Annotated in this window: 14 protein-coding genes; 6 read left to right on the plus strand and 8 right to left on the minus strand. The window is 66.4% G+C overall.

What is annotated here, in order from left to right:
- The first annotated feature begins 151 nt into the window (after positions 1-151).
- From ACI3K3_RS13535 to ACI3K3_RS13550, 4 genes are all read left to right on the plus strand, one after another.
- Positions 152-784, plus strand: coding sequence for a L,D-transpeptidase family protein (locus ACI3K3_RS13535; protein WP_404914487.1), 633 nt, complete (start codon positions 152-154; stop codon positions 782-784).
- A 192-nt stretch (positions 785-976) separates the two neighbouring features.
- On the plus strand, positions 977-1,432 hold the full coding sequence (locus ACI3K3_RS13540) for a group II truncated hemoglobin (RefSeq protein WP_404914489.1): 456 nt from the start codon (positions 977-979) through the stop codon (positions 1,430-1,432).
- An 89-nt stretch (positions 1,433-1,521) separates the two neighbouring features.
- Positions 1,522-2,196, plus strand: coding sequence for a 4-carboxy-4-hydroxy-2-oxoadipate aldolase/oxaloacetate decarboxylase (gene ligK / locus ACI3K3_RS13545; RefSeq protein ID WP_404914491.1), 675 nt, complete (start codon positions 1,522-1,524; stop codon positions 2,194-2,196).
- Entirely contained in the window at positions 2,189-3,064 is an 876-nt protein-coding gene (locus ACI3K3_RS13550; RefSeq protein WP_404914493.1) for an amidohydrolase family protein, read from the plus strand. The genes ligK and ACI3K3_RS13550 overlap by 8 nt, the downstream gene beginning before the upstream one ends.
- A 193-nt stretch (positions 3,065-3,257) precedes the next feature.
- Here ACI3K3_RS13550 and fghA read toward each other — a convergent pair whose 3' ends face one another.
- Both fghA and ACI3K3_RS13560 read right to left on the minus strand, forming a co-directional pair.
- Positions 3,258-4,088: an S-formylglutathione hydrolase gene (gene fghA / locus ACI3K3_RS13555; RefSeq protein ID WP_404914495.1), complete on the minus strand. Its 831-nt coding sequence runs from the start codon at positions 4,086-4,088 to the stop codon at positions 3,258-3,260.
- Positions 4,088-5,200 (minus strand): S-(hydroxymethyl)glutathione dehydrogenase/class III alcohol dehydrogenase, encoded by a 1,113-nt coding sequence (locus ACI3K3_RS13560; RefSeq protein ID WP_404914497.1) that lies wholly within the window; start codon positions 5,198-5,200, stop codon positions 4,088-4,090. The genes fghA and ACI3K3_RS13560 overlap by 1 nt, the downstream gene beginning before the upstream one ends.
- Before the next feature lie 95 nt (positions 5,201-5,295).
- Between ACI3K3_RS13560 and ACI3K3_RS13565 the strand changes: the two genes are divergently transcribed.
- Complete coding sequence (locus ACI3K3_RS13565; RefSeq protein ID WP_404914499.1) at positions 5,296-6,189, plus strand: LysR substrate-binding domain-containing protein; 894 nt, start codon at positions 5,296-5,298, stop codon at positions 6,187-6,189.
- Between the two features lie 220 nt (positions 6,190-6,409).
- Here ACI3K3_RS13565 and mdoH read toward each other — a convergent pair whose 3' ends face one another.
- The 5 genes from mdoH to pobA form a co-directional block, all read right to left on the minus strand.
- Positions 6,410-8,230 carry a glucans biosynthesis glucosyltransferase MdoH gene (gene mdoH, locus ACI3K3_RS13570; RefSeq protein ID WP_404914501.1) on the minus strand — a complete coding sequence of 607 codons (1,821 nt, stop codon included), beginning with the start codon at positions 8,228-8,230 and terminating at the stop codon, positions 6,410-6,412.
- Entirely contained in the window at positions 8,227-9,834 is a 1,608-nt protein-coding gene (locus ACI3K3_RS13575) for a glucan biosynthesis protein (RefSeq protein WP_404914503.1), read from the minus strand. The genes mdoH and ACI3K3_RS13575 overlap by 4 nt, the downstream gene beginning before the upstream one ends.
- Before the next feature lie 55 nt (positions 9,835-9,889).
- Positions 9,890-11,065 carry an efflux RND transporter periplasmic adaptor subunit gene (locus tag ACI3K3_RS13580; RefSeq protein WP_404914505.1) on the minus strand — a complete coding sequence of 392 codons (1,176 nt, stop codon included), beginning with the start codon at positions 11,063-11,065 and terminating at the stop codon, positions 9,890-9,892.
- The gene (locus ACI3K3_RS13585; protein ID WP_404914507.1) at positions 11,058-12,272 is read right to left on the minus strand and encodes a TolC family protein; all 1,215 of its coding nucleotides are present in this window, start codon (positions 12,270-12,272) and stop codon (positions 11,058-11,060) included. Before ACI3K3_RS13585 ends, ACI3K3_RS13580 begins: the two co-directional genes overlap by 8 nt.
- 405 nt (positions 12,273-12,677) lie before the next feature.
- A complete protein-coding gene (gene pobA, locus ACI3K3_RS13590; RefSeq protein WP_404914509.1) occupies positions 12,678-13,847 on the minus strand; it encodes a 4-hydroxybenzoate 3-monooxygenase in 1,170 nt (389 codons plus the stop codon).
- Positions 13,848-14,002: 155 nt separating this feature from the next.
- Here pobA and ACI3K3_RS13595 point away from each other — a divergent pair, with 155 nt between their 5' ends.
- A complete protein-coding gene (locus ACI3K3_RS13595) occupies positions 14,003-14,863 on the plus strand; it encodes a helix-turn-helix domain-containing protein (RefSeq protein WP_404914511.1) in 861 nt (286 codons plus the stop codon).
- Between the two features lie 193 nt (positions 14,864-15,056).
- On the opposite strand, the gene ACI3K3_RS13600 is transcribed toward ACI3K3_RS13595, so the two are convergent.
- Positions 15,057-18,476, minus strand: a complete 3,420-nt coding sequence (locus ACI3K3_RS13600) for a glycosyl hydrolase (protein ID WP_404914513.1) — start codon at positions 18,474-18,476, stop codon at positions 15,057-15,059.
- Positions 18,477-18,495: the final 19 nt, after the last annotated feature.

An 18,495-nucleotide genomic window follows, 5' to 3' on the forward strand; every position in this document is an offset into this window, starting at 1 on the left:
CATTACGCTAAGCAATTTCGAGTCCCCAGCGTTAATCTTTGCCATCCGCCAGTCCCCTTGCGGGACATCGCGCAGAGCGCTCTGGCCATCGCGGCGACCATGCGCGATGTCAGGCTTGTAAACGCCGCCTAACCGACAGGACACCTCTCCCGTGAATGCCCGCCTCCTGCTCGCCTCCGGTGCGCTTGCGATTGCCGTGATCGTCGGCGTCTTTGCGCTGTCTTCGTCGAAGCCGGCCGCGCCGATCGCGCAGGTCGCTCCAGCTCAGACCAAGGCGCCGGTTCCCACTGCAAAGCCAGCGGCACCGCCCAAGGACGAGCCTTTCGTCATCAAGCGCATCCTCCCGATCGAGGGCGCCATCAAGTACGGCGACTGGCACTGGGACGATGCGCAAGTCCCCGCCGGTCCGATCGTCGTGACCGTGGACCTCGACGCGCGGGTGCTCTCGGTGTTCAGGGGCGGCTACGAGATCGGCGCCACCGCCGTCCTACTCGGCACCGAGGACAAGCCCACCCCGCTCGGCGTCTTCCCGATCACGCAGAAGGACAAGGACCACGTCTCCAACATCTACACCGGCGCGCCGATGCCCTTCATGCAGCGGCTGACCAACGACGGCATCACTCTCCACGGCTCGGACGTGGCGCTAGGCTATGCCAGCCACGGCTGCGTCGGCATGCCGGTGAACTTCGCCGCCAAGCTCTTCGCCACGACGAAGCTGGGCGACAAGGTCTATATCACACGCGGCAAGCAGGTGGGCCTGGGGGATAGCCTCACTGGGGGGTAGAGCGCCCCGTCATCCCCGACACCCTCGTCGTCCCGGACTTGATCCGGGACCGCTGGCCATGAACGGCCCAACCCTCGGCAGGGCGCTGACCGGCTAGGTTGCGCCTAAAGAACGGCCAGCGGTCCCGGATCACGTCCGGGACGACGACCCCTCCATCCTCGCTTGTCCATAGCCCTTGCGCAGTCCACCACAATGCCCGAAGACCCCGCCACGATGACCGAAACCAGCCTCTATGACCGCATCGGCGGCGCCGCGACGATCGACGCCCTGGTCGACAGCTTCTACGCCCGCATGGACCAGCTGGACGAAGCCCGCACCATTCGCGCCATGCACCCGCAGGATCTCGCCCCGCTGGGCCAGGTTCTGAAGGACTACCTTTCGGAATGGCTCGGCGGCCCGGCGCTGTTCTCGCCGGTGCGTGGCCATCCCCGGATGCGCCAGCGCCACATGCGCGTGCCGATCGACTCCGCCGCGCGCGACGCCTGGCTGCTGTGCATGCGCGGCGCCCTGGATGAAACGGTGGCGGACGAACAGGCGCGCGCCGCCATCGACGAGTCCATGGCCCGCCTGGCCGACTGGATGCGCAACGTGCCCGACAAGGAAGGGCCCGATATGGAACCCGCAGAAACCACGATTAGCCAGAACTAATCGGCGCCGGGGCCAATCCCCTTCGCCTTTCCTGCGGCTTCCGGCCTAGAATGACGGCCTGAAATTCCGATAATACAGGAGAGCACGTGATGAGTGGTATCGTCGTCCAGAACATCGAGCGGGCCGACCCCGCGGTGATCGACGGCCTCGCCAAGTGCGGCGTCGCAACCGTCCATGAAGCCCAGGGCCGCACCGGCCTTCTCGCCAGCTACATGACCCCGATCTATCGCGGCGCCCGCATCGCCGGTTCGGCCGTGACCATCAGCGCGGCTCCGGGCGACAACTGGATGGTCCATGTCGCCATCGAACAGCTCAAGGAGGGCGACGTGCTTCTCCTGGCGCCGACCAGCCCTTGCGAAGACGGCTATTTCGGCGATCTCCTCGCCACCAGCGCCATCGCGCGCGGCTGCCGGGGCCTGATCATCGACGCCGGCGTGCGCGACGTGCGCGACCTGACCGAGATGGAATTCCCCGTCTGGTCCAAGGCGATCTACGCACAGGGCACCGTCAAGAACACGCTCGGCTCGGTGAACGTACCGGTCGTCTGCGCCAATGCCGCCGTGAACCCCGGCGACGTGATCGTGGCCGACGATGACGGCGTGGTCGTGGTGCCGCGCGAAAAGGCCGCCGAAGTGCTCGCCGCCGCGCAGGCCCGCGAAGCCAACGAAGGCGAAAAGCGCGAGAAGCTGGCTGCCGGCGTGCTCGGTCTCGACATGTACAAGATGCGCGAGCGCCTCGAAAAGGAAGGCCTCAAGTATGTCTGAGCGGATCACCTCGTGGCACGCGGCCCCGAGCAAGCCGCTCTACACCCCGCCCGCAGGCGCGGTCGATGCGCATTGCCACGTCTTCGGCCCGATGGCGCAGTTCCCGTTCAGCGCCAAGGCCAAGTACCTCCCCGAGGACGCCGGGCCGGACAAGCTCTTCGCTTTGCGCGATCACCTGGGCTTCGCCCGTAACGTGATCGTGCAGGCGAGTTGCCACGGCACCGACAATGCCGCGACGCTCGATGCCATCGCCAAGTCCGACGGAAAGGCACGCGGCGTGGCGGTGGTCGATCCGGCGATCTCGGACGCCGACCTCGCGGCCCTGCATGAAGGCGGCATTCGCGGCATCCGCTTCAACTTCCTCAAGCGCCTTGTCGACGATGCGCCGAAAGACAAGTTCCTCGAAGTCGCCGGTCGCCTGCCCGAGGGCTGGCACGTCGTGATCTACTTCGAAGCCGACATCCTCGACGAAATGCGCGCCTTCATCGACGCGATTCCCGTGCCGGTCGTCATCGACCACATGGGCCGCCCGGACGTGACCCAGGGACCGGACGGCGTGGACATGAAGGCGTTCCGCGCCCTGCTCGATTCGCGCGAGGACATCTGGTTCAAGGCCACTTGCCCCGACCGTCTCGATCCTACCAACGATCCGTGGGACAAGTTCGCCGAAGCCGTTGCGCCGCTGGTGGCGGACTATCCGGACCGCGTGATCTGGGGCACCGACTGGCCGCACCCGAACATGCAGGACAACATTCCTGACGACGGCCACCTCGTCGACATGATCCCCCGCATCGCGCCCACGGAAGCGCTTCAGCAGAAGCTGCTCGTGACCAATCCGATGCGGCTTTACTGGCCGGAAGAGCTTTAAGTCTAAGGGAAAATGCAGGGGCCATCGCCCCTGCACCCCCGAATTTCCCGGCGCGCCCCGCACTCGCGGTTGGCGCGCCGATTGCGTCGGGAGACATCATAAAGCCTGCGGCGCAAAGAGCGCACGACGTGTCTGCGCGCGCAAGGTAGACATTCCGAGGGTCCGGGGGATCATCCCCCGGGTCTTCCCCTTCTTACTTCAGCCTCTCAGCGTGCCATCCAATATGCTCGGCCATGAACGTCGAGATGAAGTAGTACGAGTGATCGTACCCATCCTGCATCCGGATCGTCGCCGGCTGCCCAGCCTTGGCACAGGCCTCTTCCAGCAGATGCGTCTTGAGCTGTCCTTCGAGGAAACCGTCCGCCTTACCCTGATCCACCAGCAGGTCCGGCAGACGCGCACCATCCTGGATCAGCGCGCAGGCGTCGTATTCCCGCCATGCCGCCTTGTCCGTGCCGATATAGCCTGTCAGCGCCTTCTCCCCCCAGGGGCAGTTCAGAGGCGAGACGATCGGCGCGAAGGCGCTGACCGAGCGGAACCGCGAGGGATCGCGAAGGGCCATCGTCAGCGCACCGTGGCCGCCCATCGAATGGCCGGTGATGCCCTGCCGCGCCATGTCGGCGGGGAAATGCTCGGCGATCACGGCGGGCAGTTCGATCTCCAGGTAGGAGCGCATGCGGAAGTTCGCCTTCCACGGTGCCTCGGTGGCATCGACGTAGAAACCCGCGCCCTTGCCGAAGTCGTAGGCTTCGTCGTCCGGCACATCGTCGCCCCGGGGGGAAGTGTCGGGCGCGACGAGGATCACGCCGTGCTCGGCGCAGGCGCGGCGGAACTCGCCCTTTTCGGTGACGTTGGCGTGGGTGCAGGTGAGGCCCGAGAGGAACCACAGCACCGGCAGCTTCGCGCCCGCTTCATGCTCGGGCACGAAGACCGAGAAGGTCATCTCCGTGCCCGTCTCGGCGGAGGCGTGAGTATGGACACCCTGCACGCCCCCGAACGCCTTGTTGGTCGAAACCGTCTCCATCAGAAGACGACGACCGAGCGGATCGACTTGCCTTCGTGCATCAGGTCGAAGGCGGTGTTGATCTCTTCCAGGCCCATGACGTGGGTGATCATGGGGTCGATCTCGATCTTGCCGGTCATGTACATGTCGACGATCTTGGGCACGTCGGTACGGCCCTTGGCGCCGCCGAACGCGGTGCCGCGCCAGTTACGGCCGGTGACGAGCTGGAACGGGCGCGTCTCGATGGTCTTGCCCGCTTCGGCCACGCCGATCACGATCGAGGTGCCCCAGCCGCGATGGCAGGCTTCCAGCGCGGTGCGCATCACTTCGGTGTTGCCGGTCGCGTCGAAAGTGTAGTCCGCGCCGCCGTCGGTCATCAACACGATCTTGGCGACCACGTCCTCGCGGCTCATGCCCTTGGTGTTGAGGAAGTTCGTCATACCGAAGCGGCGGCCCCATTCCTCGCGGTCGGGGTTAATGTCGACGCCGATGATCTTGTTGGCACCGGCAAGGCGCGCGCCCTGGATCACGTTGAGGCCGATGCCGCCGAGACCGAAGACCACGACATTGTCGCCCACTTGCACCTTGGCGGTGTTGATCACGGCGCCGACGCCGGTGGTGACGCCGCAACCGATGTAGCACGAGGACTGGAACGGCGCGTCCTCACGGATCTTGGCGACGGCGATTTCCGGCAGCACGGTGAAGTTCGAGAAGGTCGAGCAACCCATGTAGTGGTAGATCGGCTGGCCCTTGTAGGAAAAGCGCGTGGTGCCGTCCGGCATCAGGCCCTTGCCCTGCGTGGCGCGGATCGCGGTGCAGAGGTTGGTCTTGCCCGACAGGCACGACTTACACTGGCGGCACTCCGGGGTGTAGAGCGGGATCACGTGATCGCCCGGCACCACCGAGGTTACGCCCGCACCCACTTCGCGCACGATGCCCGCGCCTTCGTGGCCGAGCACGCTGGGGAAGATCCCCTCGCTGTCGAAGCCGTCCAGCGTGTAGGCATCGGTGTGGCAGATGCCGGTCGCCATGATCTCGACCAGAACCTCGCCCGCCTTGGGGCCTTCCAGATCCAGTTCGACGATTTCTAGCGGCTTCTTGGCCTCGAAGGCGACGGCGGCGCGGGTCTTCATCGGTATGCTCCTTGAATGTCTTGCGCGCTTTGTAAAACCGGACGGTGCTGTGATAAAGCGCTCGTTCTGAAAAGGATTATCACCGTACGGGGACAATGATGCTGGGCCAGTGGGATGGTATCGAGGAATTCGTGATGGTGGCCCGCCACGGCAGCTTCACCCTGGCGGCGGAGGCCTATGGCGCCTCGGTCACGCATATGAGCCGAGCTCTGGCGCGACTGGAAGCCCGGCTTCAGGTCCAGCTGATGCTGCGCACCACGCGCACGCTGCGGCTGACGGAAACCGGGCAGATATTCCTGGAAACCTGCCGCCGCCTGATCGAAGAGCGCGACGAGGCCATCGCCGCGATCACTTCTCAAGGCGAGCCGCGCGGGCACTTGCGAGTCACCTGCTCCTACGCGCTGGGCGAGAAGTTCGTGGCGCCGCTGGTCCGCGAACTGTCGCAGGCGTTTCCGGCGATCTCGGTAACGCTGGACCTCGACAATTCGCTCGTGGACCTCATCGCCGAAGGATACGATCTCGCCATCCGCACGGGCCATCTGGAGGATTCAAGGCTGGTGGCGACGCGTGTCGCCAGCCGGGCACTGGTGACGCTGGCCTCTCCCGCCTACCTGGATGCGCGGGGAAGACCGTCCGATATAGCGGAACTGTCGCGCCACGAATGCCTCACAGGTTCGGCGGCGCAGTGGCATTTCCGAGGCGGCCGAAGCTTTCGCCCGCAGGGCCGCTGGCGGTGCAACAGCGGCAACGCCCTGCTGGAAGCGGCGCTATCCGACATGGGCATCTGCCAGTTGCCGGCGTTCTATCTGGGCGACCACGTCTCCGCCGGACGGCTTGAACCGGTATTGGCCGCGTTGGCACCGGAGGAGGAGCCGATCTGGGCGGTCTATCCGCAGCGACGACATCTTTCGCCCAAAGTGGGCGCGCTGGTGGCGCACTTGCGGGCGCAGCTTCCGATGCGGTTGGCCAAGGCTAGTGCTCAGGCGTAAGCGATGTGAACCGAGGGTTGTAATTCGAGGGGTGTGTTTCGTCGTCCCGGACTTGATCCGGGACCGCTGGCCTTGCCACGCCCAATCCTCGGCGGGGCGCGTTTCTGAAAGCTAGCGCCTAAAGAATTGCCAGCGGTCCCGGATCAGGTCCGGGACGACGTTCTCCTCTACGCTATCTTCTGCATTATCTTCTGCGCCATCTTCTACGACGTCGGCCGCCCTACCCGATCACCAGCGGCGGCGTGCCGTCTTCTTCTACATCGTCGTTGGCATGCTCCACCGGATCGTCGATCGTCGGCGCGGGCACGCGGAAGTAGCCGAGCCGCTCCGCGCGATCGCCGATCTGCTGGCTCGACGTCAGGCTGATGAGCCAGGGCGAAGCGAGCAGGCCCAAAGTCAGCGGCGACAGCCAGAGCGCGGTTATCGGATCGATGAACACCGTGGCAGCGAAAAGCAGACCGAGCGCGATATGCTCCTTGAGGTCCGGCAGCACCTCGCGCACCGAAATGCGGCGCGCGTCGCGGTCCTGGGTGTTCCAATGGACGGGGATGCCCAGCGCCAGACCGACGAGCGCCTTGACCTGCATGACCATCGTCACCGGCGCGAGCAGGATCGCCAGCGGCACTTCCAGCGCGACGGAGCGCAGGACGCCGCCAAACCCGCCGAAGCTGCGGCGGCGCTTGCCGTCGGCCAGAACCCAGATCGTGCCCATCGCCTTGGGGCCGAACAGCAGCAGCACCGTGAGCCAGAGCACGCTCGGCGGCGTCACCACGCCCAGCAGCTGCCCACCCTTGCTAGCCGCAGCCTGCGCGATCGAGGTCAGCAGCAGCAGCAGCCAGCCCGGCGAGGTCAGATAGGCCGAGGCACCGATCAGCAGGTGCAGGCGGCTTGCCCAGTGCAGGCCCGAGGCGTCGAGCAGGCGCAAGTGCTGGAGATTGCCTTGCATCCAGCGCCGGTCGCGGATCGCGTGGTCGACGATGGTGGGCGGGAATTCCTCGTAGCTGCCGTCGATCATGACCATGTGGACGGCCCAGCCCCGGCGGCGGAGCAGCGCGGATTCGAGCATGTCGTGGCTGAGGATGTGCCCGCCGAACGGCGGCTTGCCCGGAAGCTCGGGAAGCCCGCAGGCCTCCGCGAAGGCTCGGGTGCGCACGATCGCGTTGTGCCCCCAGAAGTTCGATTCCGCACCCGACCACCAGAGCAGGCCCGCCGAGGCGATCGGCCCGTAGGCGTCACTGGCGAAGCGCATCCAGCGCTGGAACACCGTGTGGGCATTGATGATCATCGGCACGGTCTGGAGCAGGCCGATCGAGGGGCGCTCCTCCATGATCGCCGCCATGCCGACGATGGCGTCGCCGCTCATCAGCGAATCCGCGTCGAGGATCAGCATGTTCTCGTAGGCCCCGCCGAAGCGCTGGACCCATTCCGCGATATTGCCGGGCTTGCGCGCGATGTTCTTCTCGCGGCGGCGGTAATAGACGTTGATCGGCGCCTCTACTGCGATCTCGCGCCAGGCTGCTTCCTCGCGCTTGCCGTGGAAGGCGTTGGAATCGCTAAGCACGAAGAAGTCGATCCACTCGGCCGCGCCTGACGCCGCGATCGAGTTGGTCATGGCGCGCACGCGGCCGAACGTCGCTTCCACGCTCTCGTTGTAGACCGGCATGAGCACCGCCGTGCGATGGCGCAGCGAAGAGGCCGGGCTGGGGATCGCGGTAAAGCCGGGATGCTTGCCGCTGATGAGCTGGAGAAAGCCTATCATCGACGTCACGAAGCCGAAGGAAATCCAGCAGAACAGCGGCACGAAGAACAGCAGCAGGATCACGTCGATCACGCCGAGGCCGTCGCGCGACAGGGCAAAGCGCACTTCGCTGGAGGCGGCCAGGCCGATCGTGGCCGTCAGCGCGATCAGCAGCAGGCGTTTCACCAGCATGCCATGCGGGCTGGTGGCGACGGCGATCGTGCCGGGCGCGATGCCGTCCAGATCCTGGATCGGCATCGCCAGCGGCGCTTCCGCCGGAAGCGGGTTGAGGGCGCGGTTCATGGCTGAACTCCCTGGATTACCGTCTCACTGAGCGCCTGCTCGCCCCCCGACTTGCTTGTGCGCTTCAGATATAGCCTGAATTCCGGAGCAGGGACAGCCGATGGCAGCACGTCCAGCGTCACGCGCCAGCGGCCCTCCTGTCCCGCCACCGGATAGGCGGCGGCATGCAGCAGGGCCTTGGGCGGCAGGTTGGTGGCTGCGGTTACGCCGCTGTCGCGTGTCAGGCCCTTGAGCGTGGGGCCTTCGAAATCGAACACGAACTTGCGCGCGTCCTGCGCACCGGGTGTATCCCCCGGACGGCCTGCCCGCCCCTGCCAGCTGTCGACACAGCGCGCCGTGGTGCCAACCGTGGGATCCTGCGAAGTCCAGTTCAGGCGATAGGAAAACTCGCGGTTTTGCCCTGCCTTCGCCGGCTGATCGGAGACCCAGAAGGCGGCGATGTTGTCCTGCGTCTCCGCATCCGTGGGCATGCGATAGAGCATCACCGTGCCCGCGCCCCAGTCTCCCTGCGGCTCGACCCATAGCGAGGGGCGGCGGTCGTAATAGGCGCCATCATCCTGGTAATGATCGAAGGCCTGATCGCGCTGGAGCAGCCCGAAGCCCTTCACATGATCCGCGCGCAATGCATTGGTACGGTTCACCGAAGGGTTGGTAAGAGGCACCCAGATCCGCTCACCGCTTCCGGACCAGAGGGCAAGCCCGTCCGAATCGTGAATTTCGGGGCGCCAGTCGCCGCGCTTGGCGGAATCCGACTGGTCGTACCAGAACATGCTGGTGATCGGCGCGGCGCCCAGGCGTTCGATGTCGCGGCGGAAGAACAGCGCGGCGCGCACGTCCTGCGTCACCCCGGCCCCCGCGCCGGATGCCGTCTTGCGGCAATCGAAGGCATAGGCTCCGGTCAGGCTGGGTCCGTCGAGCAGGGCGTGGATGCGGACGTGATCCGCGCCCAGGTTCTCGATCCAGAACTCGGTGAAGGAGGGGAACTCCTCCGCCTTGGGCAGCGCGGTGTCCACCGCGATGCCTCTTGCCGAAAGCCCGTACTGGTCGCGCGAGCCGGATGCCCGGAAATAGGATGCTCCGAGATAAGCCATCCAGTCGGATCGCTGGTCGGCGGTCATCACCCGGAAGCCCGCCGGGTCCGCCGCCTTGCCGCCCACGAACAGCCCCCGCGCGTCGAGAAGCTCACGCGCGCTGCCGTTCTCCACGAGGTGAAGCTTGACGGCGTGAGGCGATGTTCCCTTTGCGGCCGGGAACAGGCGGACATTGCCGCCCAGCGCCTGTGCCTGCCCGTAAGTCAACTTGCCCACGGCATCGAAGTCGGCCACGGCGCGGGGAGAGACACCGGGCGCGGCCCAGGGGCTGGCGGCCAGCGCGCGGGCCTGTTGAACCAGACTGTCCCAGGAGAACGGCCTCGCCGCTGCAAATTTCGGCTGCACGGCTGCCTCCGCCAGGCGCGGAAAGGCCGCAACGCCGGCCATCAAAGCCAGAATACCGGCAAACTGGCGGCGGGCGAACGTTCCCTGGGCGGGGAACAAATCGGCCTCTTGCCGCGCTTCTGGGCTGGAGCCCCTCATGTTCTTCTGGTTCATGCGGTCAATACGCATGGACGAAACCAAAGTTTCGTTCCTGCGTAACAACGGTCCTTCTATGGAGAGACGATCATCTGGCAGGCGGGGTACGCCAGCCGATGATGACTTCGTCGCCGGGCTTCAAATCGTTGGCCACGACTTCGGTGCGCTTGCCGTCGCCCGCGCCGATGGAGACATAGACCCGGCGCGGCTCGCCGTCCGGGGAAACGAGGTAGATGCGCGCCCTGCTGCGATCAGCCGAGTTTTCCGGCTCAAAAGTGAGAGCGGCATCGGGGACCAGCATCACGCCCTTGCGCGGCGGCAGCACGATCTCGACCGTGGCGGCCATGCCGGGCCGGACCGTTTCGGCCGGGTTTTCCAGAGTGAACGCCGCCCGGCGAGAGCCCGGCGCATCTGCCCGGTCCACCAGCACACGCGCGAGCGTTGCCTGCTGAACATCGTCCGGCATTGCGTCCAGCCTTATGCGGGCGACGGTGCCGGCGCCGATTTCGGCATTGCCCGCCTTAGCGAGGGGTACTTCGACCTCCAGCGTCTCGTCGCTGGCCGCAAGGGTGAACAGGCGCATGCCCGCCCGCACCCGCTGGCCGTTGCGAATGTTGCGATCGACCACGAAGCCCGCGAAGGGTGCGCGGACCACGGCTGCCGCCAGTGTTTCGCTGTCGGCCTTCAGACTGCTGCGGGCGGCGGAAAGGCGGGCCTGCGCGGCGGAAACCTCCCGCGTGGCGCGATCGACGGCGCTGCGGGCGGATTCCAGTTCGTTGATCGCCGGAACCCGGTGCCCGGAACGGCGCCAGACATCCTCGAACCGGCCGAGCCGCGCGGCGGCCTCATCACGCGATGCCTGGGCGGCGGCGACGTCGGCCTCGGCGGCGGAAACCAGCGACCGATCGGCGGCAAGGGTGCTGCGCAGCGGCTCCGCATCGATCGTGGCCAGAACCTGGCCTTCCTCCACCCGACCGCCGGCAGGAACGCCCTCTGCCGACACCGTGCCGTCAAGCGCCGCCGCAAGCACCACCTCGCCGCTGCCGTGAACCGTGCCGCGCTCGGAAATGAGAGGGGTAACGTCTCCGCGTTCGACAAGGGCCGTGTAGTAGGGGGAATCCGTGCCGCTCACGAACCGCACCAGCAGCAGGACCGCCGCCACCGCCGCCACCGCCAGCAGCAGCAGGCTCAGCAGGTGACTTCGCCCACGCCGCCGTCCGGACCCGAGGAAAGTATCGAGCGCGCCCGATTCCGGTTCAGTCACAGGTAGCAGCCCCCATCGGCGGATCGAGATCGGCGGAGGACCAGCCCGCGCCCTCCTGCTTGCGCAGGCGAACGAGCGCTGCCGTGCGGTCCGCCTTCAGGTTCACGCGAGCCTCGTCCGCAGCCAGCGCCGCCGCTTCCGCGACATAGAGCGTGGCGAAATCCCCGAAGCCCGCCTTGTAGGCGGCGCGCGCATCGGCCACCGCACGCTTGGCCTGTGTCGCCGTTGCCTCGATCGCAGCCTCGCGGGCATCGAAAGTGGCAAGCGACTGGCGTGTCGAGGCGATTTCCGCCTGCGCGCCCTGTTCGGCCTTGGCCAGCTTCTGCAAGGCATCGCGCAAGGCGGGGGCGGTTGCCGGATCCTCGGGCGTGGCGCGGGCGGCGTCGAGCTGTTCCTGCGTTACCTTCTGGTGCGCCAGGCTGGATTCCAGCCGGCTGCGCAGGGCCAGCAGATCGGCGCGATGGAGCGGGGCGTCAGCAGCGGTGGCGATCTGCGCATCGGGCGAAACGGCTGGAACTTCCGCCTTTTCGCCCAGCGCCGTCAGCAGGTCGGTATCGGTCATCCCCGTCAGCGCGGCGAGATTGCCACGCGCGGCATCGAAGCGGGCGCGCGTGGCGGAAACGTCAGCGTCGACGACACCCGCCATGCTGTTGCCCAAACCGCCATCGATGGCGGTTACCAGCCCGGCCTGACGGCGGAACTCGGCGATCACCGCATTGTCGCGAAACTGGTCCAGCCGCTCGGTCCGCAGAACGAGGATCTGCTGGAGACGGCGCACCTGCACATAGGCCAGCGCCACCTCGGTCGCGCGATCGGCGCGGGCCTGCGCATAGGCATAGGCCCAGGCCATGCGCGCGGCGTCGCGTTCCGGCGCCTCGTCCCGGCCGACCAGCGCGCGGACTTTGCCCGTGATCCCCCGCGAAGCGGAGGCATCGGTTTCCTCCTGCTGATGCAGCCGCGCGGCACGGCAAGCCAGATCGTTGTCCGCCGCAAGCCCGCGCTCCACGAGATTGGCCAGCAGCGGATCGCCGGCCGTCTTCCACCAGTCTCCGTCCTGCGGCGCTGCCACCGGCGGCGCGATCATCAGGTTGGCGGGAGCCTCGGGCGCCCTGGACGTGGCACACCCGGCCAGCGCAAGAGTGAGCCCGGTGGCTGACGCCAGCACGAAGGGGCCGCGTGCGCGGAGGAGGACAATAGGATTTCGCACAAGGGCTGCGATAGCAGCAAAGCGCGCAGAGGCAATCGTGCTGCGCATGCGAAGACCCCAAGTTCTTGCCCGAGAGGCGAAAAACCCCTCCTTGCTTCCGTCGAGGGCGGCATCCCATGCCGAGCGCCGGTTGCCATCCATGTCCCCTCATCCCCTCCCGTGCATCTCGCTCGAACGGAGCCGAAACGCGCGGGGAGGTGAAGGGTTGTCGGAAAGAAAGAAAAGAGAAACGCAGGGGCCATCGCCCCTGCACCCCGTTACTGTCCAGGTCAGGTGCTACCTACCCGTTACGCGCCCACGATTGCATCGGGAGACATAATGGCTGCGCCGCAGGGAGCGCACTGCCGATGGGCCGCGCGCAAAGTCGACATTCCGAGGGTCTGGGGGATCATCCCCCAGGACTCCTTAAACCGGCAACCCCACATAGTTCTCTGCGATGACCCGCCGCGCATGTTCACTCGACGCGATGTAGTCCAGCTCCGCAAGCTGCATCCGGCGCTCGAACGGACCGTCTTCCGGGAAACGGTGCATCAGCTTGGTCAGCGACCAGCTGAAGCGCTCCGCGGCCCAGACGCGGCGCAGGGCCTTTGTCGAATAGGCGGGAATGGCGTCGTTGTCGGCCTTCTTGAAGAAGGCGGCGAGCGCTTCGTGCGCATAGTAGACGTCGCTGGCAGCGAGGTTCAGGCCCTTCGCGCCGGTCGGCGGCACGATGTGCGCCGCGTCGCCGCAGAGCAGCAGGCTGCCGTGGCGCATCGGCTCGAACACGAAGGAGCGCAGCGGTGCGATCGACTTCTCGATGGAGGGGCCGCGCGTGATATGGGCGGCGGCATCGGGCCCGAGGCGGATCGAGAGTTCGTCCCAGATGCGGTCGTCGCTCCAGTCTTCCAGCTTCTCGGTCAGCGGCACGTCGATGTAGTAGCGGCTGCGCGTGTGGCTGCGCTGCGAGGCGAGCGCGAAGCCGCGTTCGTGGTGGGCATAGATCAGTTCGTGGTTGCAGGGCGGCACGTCGGCCAGGATGCCCAGCCAGCCGAAGGGATAGACGCGCTCGAAGGTCTGGCCGACGCTGGCCGGGATCGCTGCACGCGAAGGGCCGTGGAAACCGTCGCAGCCGACGATGAAGCGGGCGTCGATGCGGTGTTCGGCGCCGTCCTTGTGGTAGGTAAGGTAAGGTGCGTCGCTTTCGATGTCGTGGAGGGCGACATCGCTCGCCTGGTAGATCACCTCAAGCCCGCGTTCCTCGCTGGCTTCCATCAGGTCGCGCGTGAGCTCGGTCTGGCCGTAGACCATGACCTGCTTGCCGGTCAGCGCCTTGATGTCGATGCGGATCAGACGCTCGCCATCGGCCAGGTTGAAGCCGTCGTGCGGCAGGCCCTCTTCCTTCATGCGGGCATCGAGCCCGAGGCGCTCCATCAGCGCGACGGTGCCCTGCTCCAGCACGCCGGCACGGATGCGCGAAAGAACGTAATCGCCGGTCTGGCGCTCGACGACGACACATTCGATACCCTCGGCCCGCAGCAGGTGCCCGAGGAGGAGACCGGCCGGACCGGCACCGATGATGGCTACTTGCGTGCGCATTTTCGCATTCTCCCAATTCCAACCTGCGGGCTCGCACTTCGACCTTGTGGCCGACTTGTCGGGGGAGCCTCGCTTCGCCATCGGGATTGACACTGCGCGCGGTCTGGCGGAATGCACCGGAAGGCCATTCTTCAGGTACTTTCGAGACACGCCTCATGCTTGCCCGCCCCGTCCCGTCCTATGTCCTCTACGGCGAGGATATTCCCGACAGCTCTGCGGAATTCGGGCATATCGAGACGATCGCCGCGCGAAGTTCCTTGCATGACTGGGAAATCGCACCGCATCGCCATGTCCGGGGCGTGCAGGTCATGCTGGTATCGAAGGGACAGGTGACGCTCACCATCGACGATACCACCGAAACGCTCGAAGCGCCCTGTCACATCGTGGTTCCGGCCGGCAGCATTCACGGCTTCCGCTTCCGGCCGGAGACCCTGGGCTACGTGCTGATGCTCAGCAGCGGCTTCGCGGAACGGCGCAGCGGGTTGGGCGACCCATTGCTCCATGCCGCCACCCATGGCCGCTTCGCGCCGACGCCGATGGAATTACTGGAGCGGGTCGAATTTCTCTGCGCCGAGATGCTCGCCATCCCGCAGGACTGGCGGCGCCCGAACGCGCTGTTCCTGTCCATGGCGGAGGCGCTGCTGCGTTCACTGCTGCCGGAGGAGGAAACGGCGGACGAAGGCAGCGGCGACCAGCGTATCTCGCACTTGCGCCATCTGGTCGAACTGCACTTTCGCGACCAGTTGCCGGTAAGCTGGTATGCCGAGCGGCTGGGCATGACCGCACGCACCCTCACCCGCCTGTGCCGCGCCCGGCTGGACTGCTCGCCGCAGGAACTGCTCCACGCCCGGCTGGCGCTGGAAGCGCAGCGGCTGCTCTGCTTCGCCAATGCCAGCGTCGTGCAGGTTTCGAACGAACTGGGCTTTTCGGACCCTTCGTATTTCTCGCGGTTCTACCTGCGGATGACGGGGCACCGGCCGCATCTGGACAAATCCACCCATGCGCATGGGGACTAGAAGAAGGAAAAGCAGGGGAACATAGCCCCCCTGCATCCCCGATACTGTATAGGTCACGCCCAGCCTATCCGTCCTGCGCCCCCGGCTGCGTCGGGAGACTAATGGCTGCGCCGCAGGGAGCGCAAAACCTCAATCCGCGCGCAAGCTCGACATTCCGAGGGTCTGGGGGATCATCCCCCAGGACTTCCTCTTCTTACTTCGCCAAAACAACCGGCCCGATCAGCCCCGAAGGCCGAAGCGGCGCATCCGCCCGGTAGGTCGGCATAGCCGTCCAGGTGATCTTCTGCACTCCCGAATTCGGCTGAATCTGGGCATCGCCCACCAGGCGATTGACCCACAAGTTCGCCACTTTCACCTCGATGGTATTGGCGCCGCTCTTCACGGCCTTGCCGATGTCGATCCGATAAGGCGCATGCCACGCTGCACCGACCGGCTTTCCGTTCACCGTGACTTCCGCCAGATCGCCCACCTGCCCGAGATCGAGCCAGAGCGGCTGCCCGGCCCTCGCCCCCTTTGGCAGAGTGAAGCTGCGCGAATAGGTCGCCTCGCCGGAGAAGTATTTCACGCCCGCATCCGCGTTGCGTTCGAGCGGGGCCAGTTTCGCCATCTCGATCGACGCGGGGGCGCCTCGGTCGGCCTGGAACTTCACTGTCCAGCCTTCGTCGAGCGAGGCCAGCGTCTGTACCGGCTTGGTCGGCAGTGCCAGGTTCTGCTTCGTGGCCGCCTTGCGGAACACCACGAAGACCGCATCGCCTTCGACCAACGAGAGCGGCACGATGGTCTGGCCGTTCTCGATGCGGTAGCTTACCGGCTCGCTGGTTCCGGTTTCGGGGTGCCAGAGTTCAGGCACCTTGCCGGTGACGCGGAAGCGCGCCTCGATGCTCTGCGGACCTTGCGGGTTGGAGAGGTAGTAGATTTCACCCTGCCCATCGCGGCGGTGGACGAAGGGAATCTTCGCGCCTGCTGCCGCGGCGGTGAAGGTGAAGTCGGGAGCGACGCCCATGGCCTTCAGCGCGCCCTCCACGTCCTTGCCCGCGATCACCCGGCCCTTTCCGACCACTGCGTCACCGCTGCCCGGCCAGAGCTTCACGACCAGAGCAGACCATTCGCCGGTCTGCCCTGCCATCATCCCCCCCATCATACTGGGCGTCGACACCGGCGCCTCGCCGATCACTGTCGCGCCACCTTCGACCAGCGCCGCCAGCTTCTTCAGCGCCCCCAGCGTCATGCGCTGCGAGGAGCCGCCGAGATAGATCGCCCGGTACCGCGCACCGCTGGGCGCGGCGACCTCGTTGCCGTCGTTGGAGAGCAGGCCGGTCAGGGCGTCGTAGCTGAGGAAATCGTAGGCGTGCGATACCGGCGCATCGGCCACCGGCTTGTCGCCATAGAGCCCGGTCAGGGGCGCTTCCTCGCCGTAGAAATAGGCCACGTCCGCCACGTTCCGCCCCGCCTGGAGCAGCAGCGACGAGCGCGAGATATAGTCCACCCAGGGCTTTGCCATCTCGCCCCAGCTTTCCATCCGGTTGAAATACTGGCCGAAGATGAAGAGCGAGAGGCCCGGCTTCTTGTCGTCCACCGGCACATGGACCGAGGTATGGACCACGGGCCGGTTGACGCCGCTCACGAACTCCATGTCGATGAAGCGCTTCAAGTCCTTGGGCGCGAAAGCCCAGGGCGACATCGAGGCGGTCATCGATTCCGCCGCGACAAGGTTCTGCCCATAGAGATGCGCGACCGAGGCCGCGCCCTTCATGTCGGCGATCAGCGTCTGGCGCGGGCCTTCCTCGCGGAAGGTCCACATGGCGGCCATCGGTATGTCCGTGTGGCTGCGCATGGACATGTCGTCGCCCAGCATCGGTCGCTTGTCTTCAAGCGCCTCGCCATAGACCTTGAGGCCGTTCTCATGCGCGACCTTCGCGACCGTGCCGTAGTGCTCGCTCGCCAGCAGGTCGGCCAAGGTGCGGCGGTAGTCGTAGAGGAACTTGTCCGTCTCCGCCCGGGTGCCGACCAGCACGCCGGTGAGCGCGGGTAGCCAGGGCCGCGCATCGTAGCCGCGCAGGCGCTGGAACTGCTCCAGCATCCGGGGCGTCCAGTTCGCCTCGCCCACCTCGATCGAGTCGGTCAGCAAGGCGCGCACGCCGCGCTGGCCGACCATGTCCGGTCCGGCAGCTTCCTTGTACATACCGATATAGTGGTCGAGGTAGCGGCGCACCGCGTCGCCATCGAACTTGTCCACCTCAAGCCCGGTCGCTTCCGGCGGCGCGGGGTGGTTGGTGGTGCCCAGCAGCGAATAGCCCATGCGCAGCACCCGCCAGCGCTGCCCCTTGGAGAGCGCCGGGGCCTGCCAGTCGAGCGTGCCGTCGGCCCTGAGCTTGCCGGTCAGGTCGATGACGCTGGCAGGCGCGATGCCGGTGGCGCCATCCTTCGGCTCCTCCAGCGCGTAGTAGTCGCGGCTCATGACGAAGCCGGCCTTGCTTTCGAAGCGATCGACTTTAGCGCCTGGATCGAGCGCGAAAGTGCCGACGATCAGCGGCTTCTTCGCCATCGCGGCGCCGACACCGTCGAACAGACCATCCATGACGATGCCCGGTACCGGCGCGCCGAGCCCGCCATCGGGCTTACGCGAATTGAGCACCAGCCGGAAATGCGCGGCGGTAACGGCGGGGAAGCTGACGGTGGTCGGCACCGCGCCCAGCGTCAGCGGAGCGATCTGCGTCCAGACCTTGCCGTCCGCACTCGATTCCAGCACGGCGGTGAAGGCAGCACCGGCGAAGGGCACCACGACGCCGGGCACGAAGACCGTTGCGGAGGCGACCCTGGCGGGTTTCGCATAGTCGAGCCGCAAGCTGGGGGCCTCGCCTTGCTTGCGCGCCAGCGTCACGCCCTCGCCCAGGTCGCCGTCCGAGAGCTTGCCAAGGGACAGCACATTGCCAAGGCCATCGACCGCGCGGGCGGGCGCCCGAGCGGGCTCCACCTGCTCGGGGAAGGCGAAGACGCCGACCTCGCCGTAATGCGAAGGTCCGGGAGGAGCCGGGTGACCGGAGATCATTTCCTCGATGGACAGCGGCGCGCCGAGCGTCTGGTAAGGTCCAGTGGTCCAGGGCGGGGCAGCCAGCTTTCCGCTCAGGCGCTGCCCGCCGGCTAGCGTGGTTTCCGACCAGACCAGCTTCTTCAGCCCGTCCTGCGGCTTAACCCAGGGGCCGCCGGTTTCGGACCAGCCGGGCGAGGCGGCAATGGCCAGTTCCAGCCCCTGCCGGTCGGCCTCATGCGCGGCGAAGCGGAAGGCGTCCTTCCACTCGGGCGTCATGTAGACGAGGCGCTTGTCCACCACTTGCGGCGTCTGGAGATTGGCATCGAAGTTCTGGAGCCCGCCGATGCCGACGCGCTTCATCCAGGCCATGTCCTTGGCGATGCCGTCCTTGGAAATGTTGCCGTTCATCCAGTGCCACCAGACGCGCGGGCGCGCGGAATTGGGCGGATCCCTGAACTGTTCTTCGAGCGGGGCGGTGGCGCTATCAGCGGTGGAGGCAGGCGCCTGCTCCTGCGCGATAGCGGGAACGGCAACGAGTGCGGTGGCGACGCACAGCAGAGTACGCAGCGTAAGGATCGGCATAGTCCCTCCCGGATCCAAT

The sequence above is a fragment of the Novosphingobium sp. ZW T3_23 genome (assembly GCF_044987305.1).
Taxonomy (GTDB): Bacteria; Pseudomonadota; Alphaproteobacteria; order Sphingomonadales; family Sphingomonadaceae; genus Novosphingobium.

Coding starts and splice junctions, on each gene's coding strand:
- ACI3K3_RS13575 (WP_404914503.1), bottom strand. CDS start 9,834: ATGCGTATTGACCGCATGAACCAGAAGAACATGAGGGGCTCCAGCCCA.
- ACI3K3_RS13560 (WP_404914497.1), bottom strand. CDS start 5,200: ATGAAGACCCGCGCCGCCGTCGCCTTCGAGGCCAAGAAGCCGCTAGAA.
- pobA (WP_404914509.1), bottom strand. CDS start 13,847: ATGCGCACGCAAGTAGCCATCATCGGTGCCGGTCCGGCCGGTCTCCTC.
- ACI3K3_RS13550 (WP_404914493.1), top strand. CDS start 2,189: ATGTCTGAGCGGATCACCTCGTGGCACGCGGCCCCGAGCAAGCCGCTC.
- ligK (WP_404914491.1), top strand. CDS start 1,522: ATGAGTGGTATCGTCGTCCAGAACATCGAGCGGGCCGACCCCGCGGTG.
- ACI3K3_RS13540 (WP_404914489.1), top strand. CDS start 977: ATGCCCGAAGACCCCGCCACGATGACCGAAACCAGCCTCTATGACCGC.
- mdoH (WP_404914501.1), bottom strand. CDS start 8,230: ATGAACCGCGCCCTCAACCCGCTTCCGGCGGAAGCGCCGCTGGCGATG.
- ACI3K3_RS13595 (WP_404914511.1), top strand. CDS start 14,003: ATGCTTGCCCGCCCCGTCCCGTCCTATGTCCTCTACGGCGAGGATATT.
- ACI3K3_RS13600 (WP_404914513.1), bottom strand. CDS start 18,476: ATGCCGATCCTTACGCTGCGTACTCTGCTGTGCGTCGCCACCGCACTC.
- fghA (WP_404914495.1), bottom strand. CDS start 4,088: ATGGAGACGGTTTCGACCAACAAGGCGTTCGGGGGCGTGCAGGGTGTC.
- ACI3K3_RS13565 (WP_404914499.1), top strand. CDS start 5,296: ATGATGCTGGGCCAGTGGGATGGTATCGAGGAATTCGTGATGGTGGCC.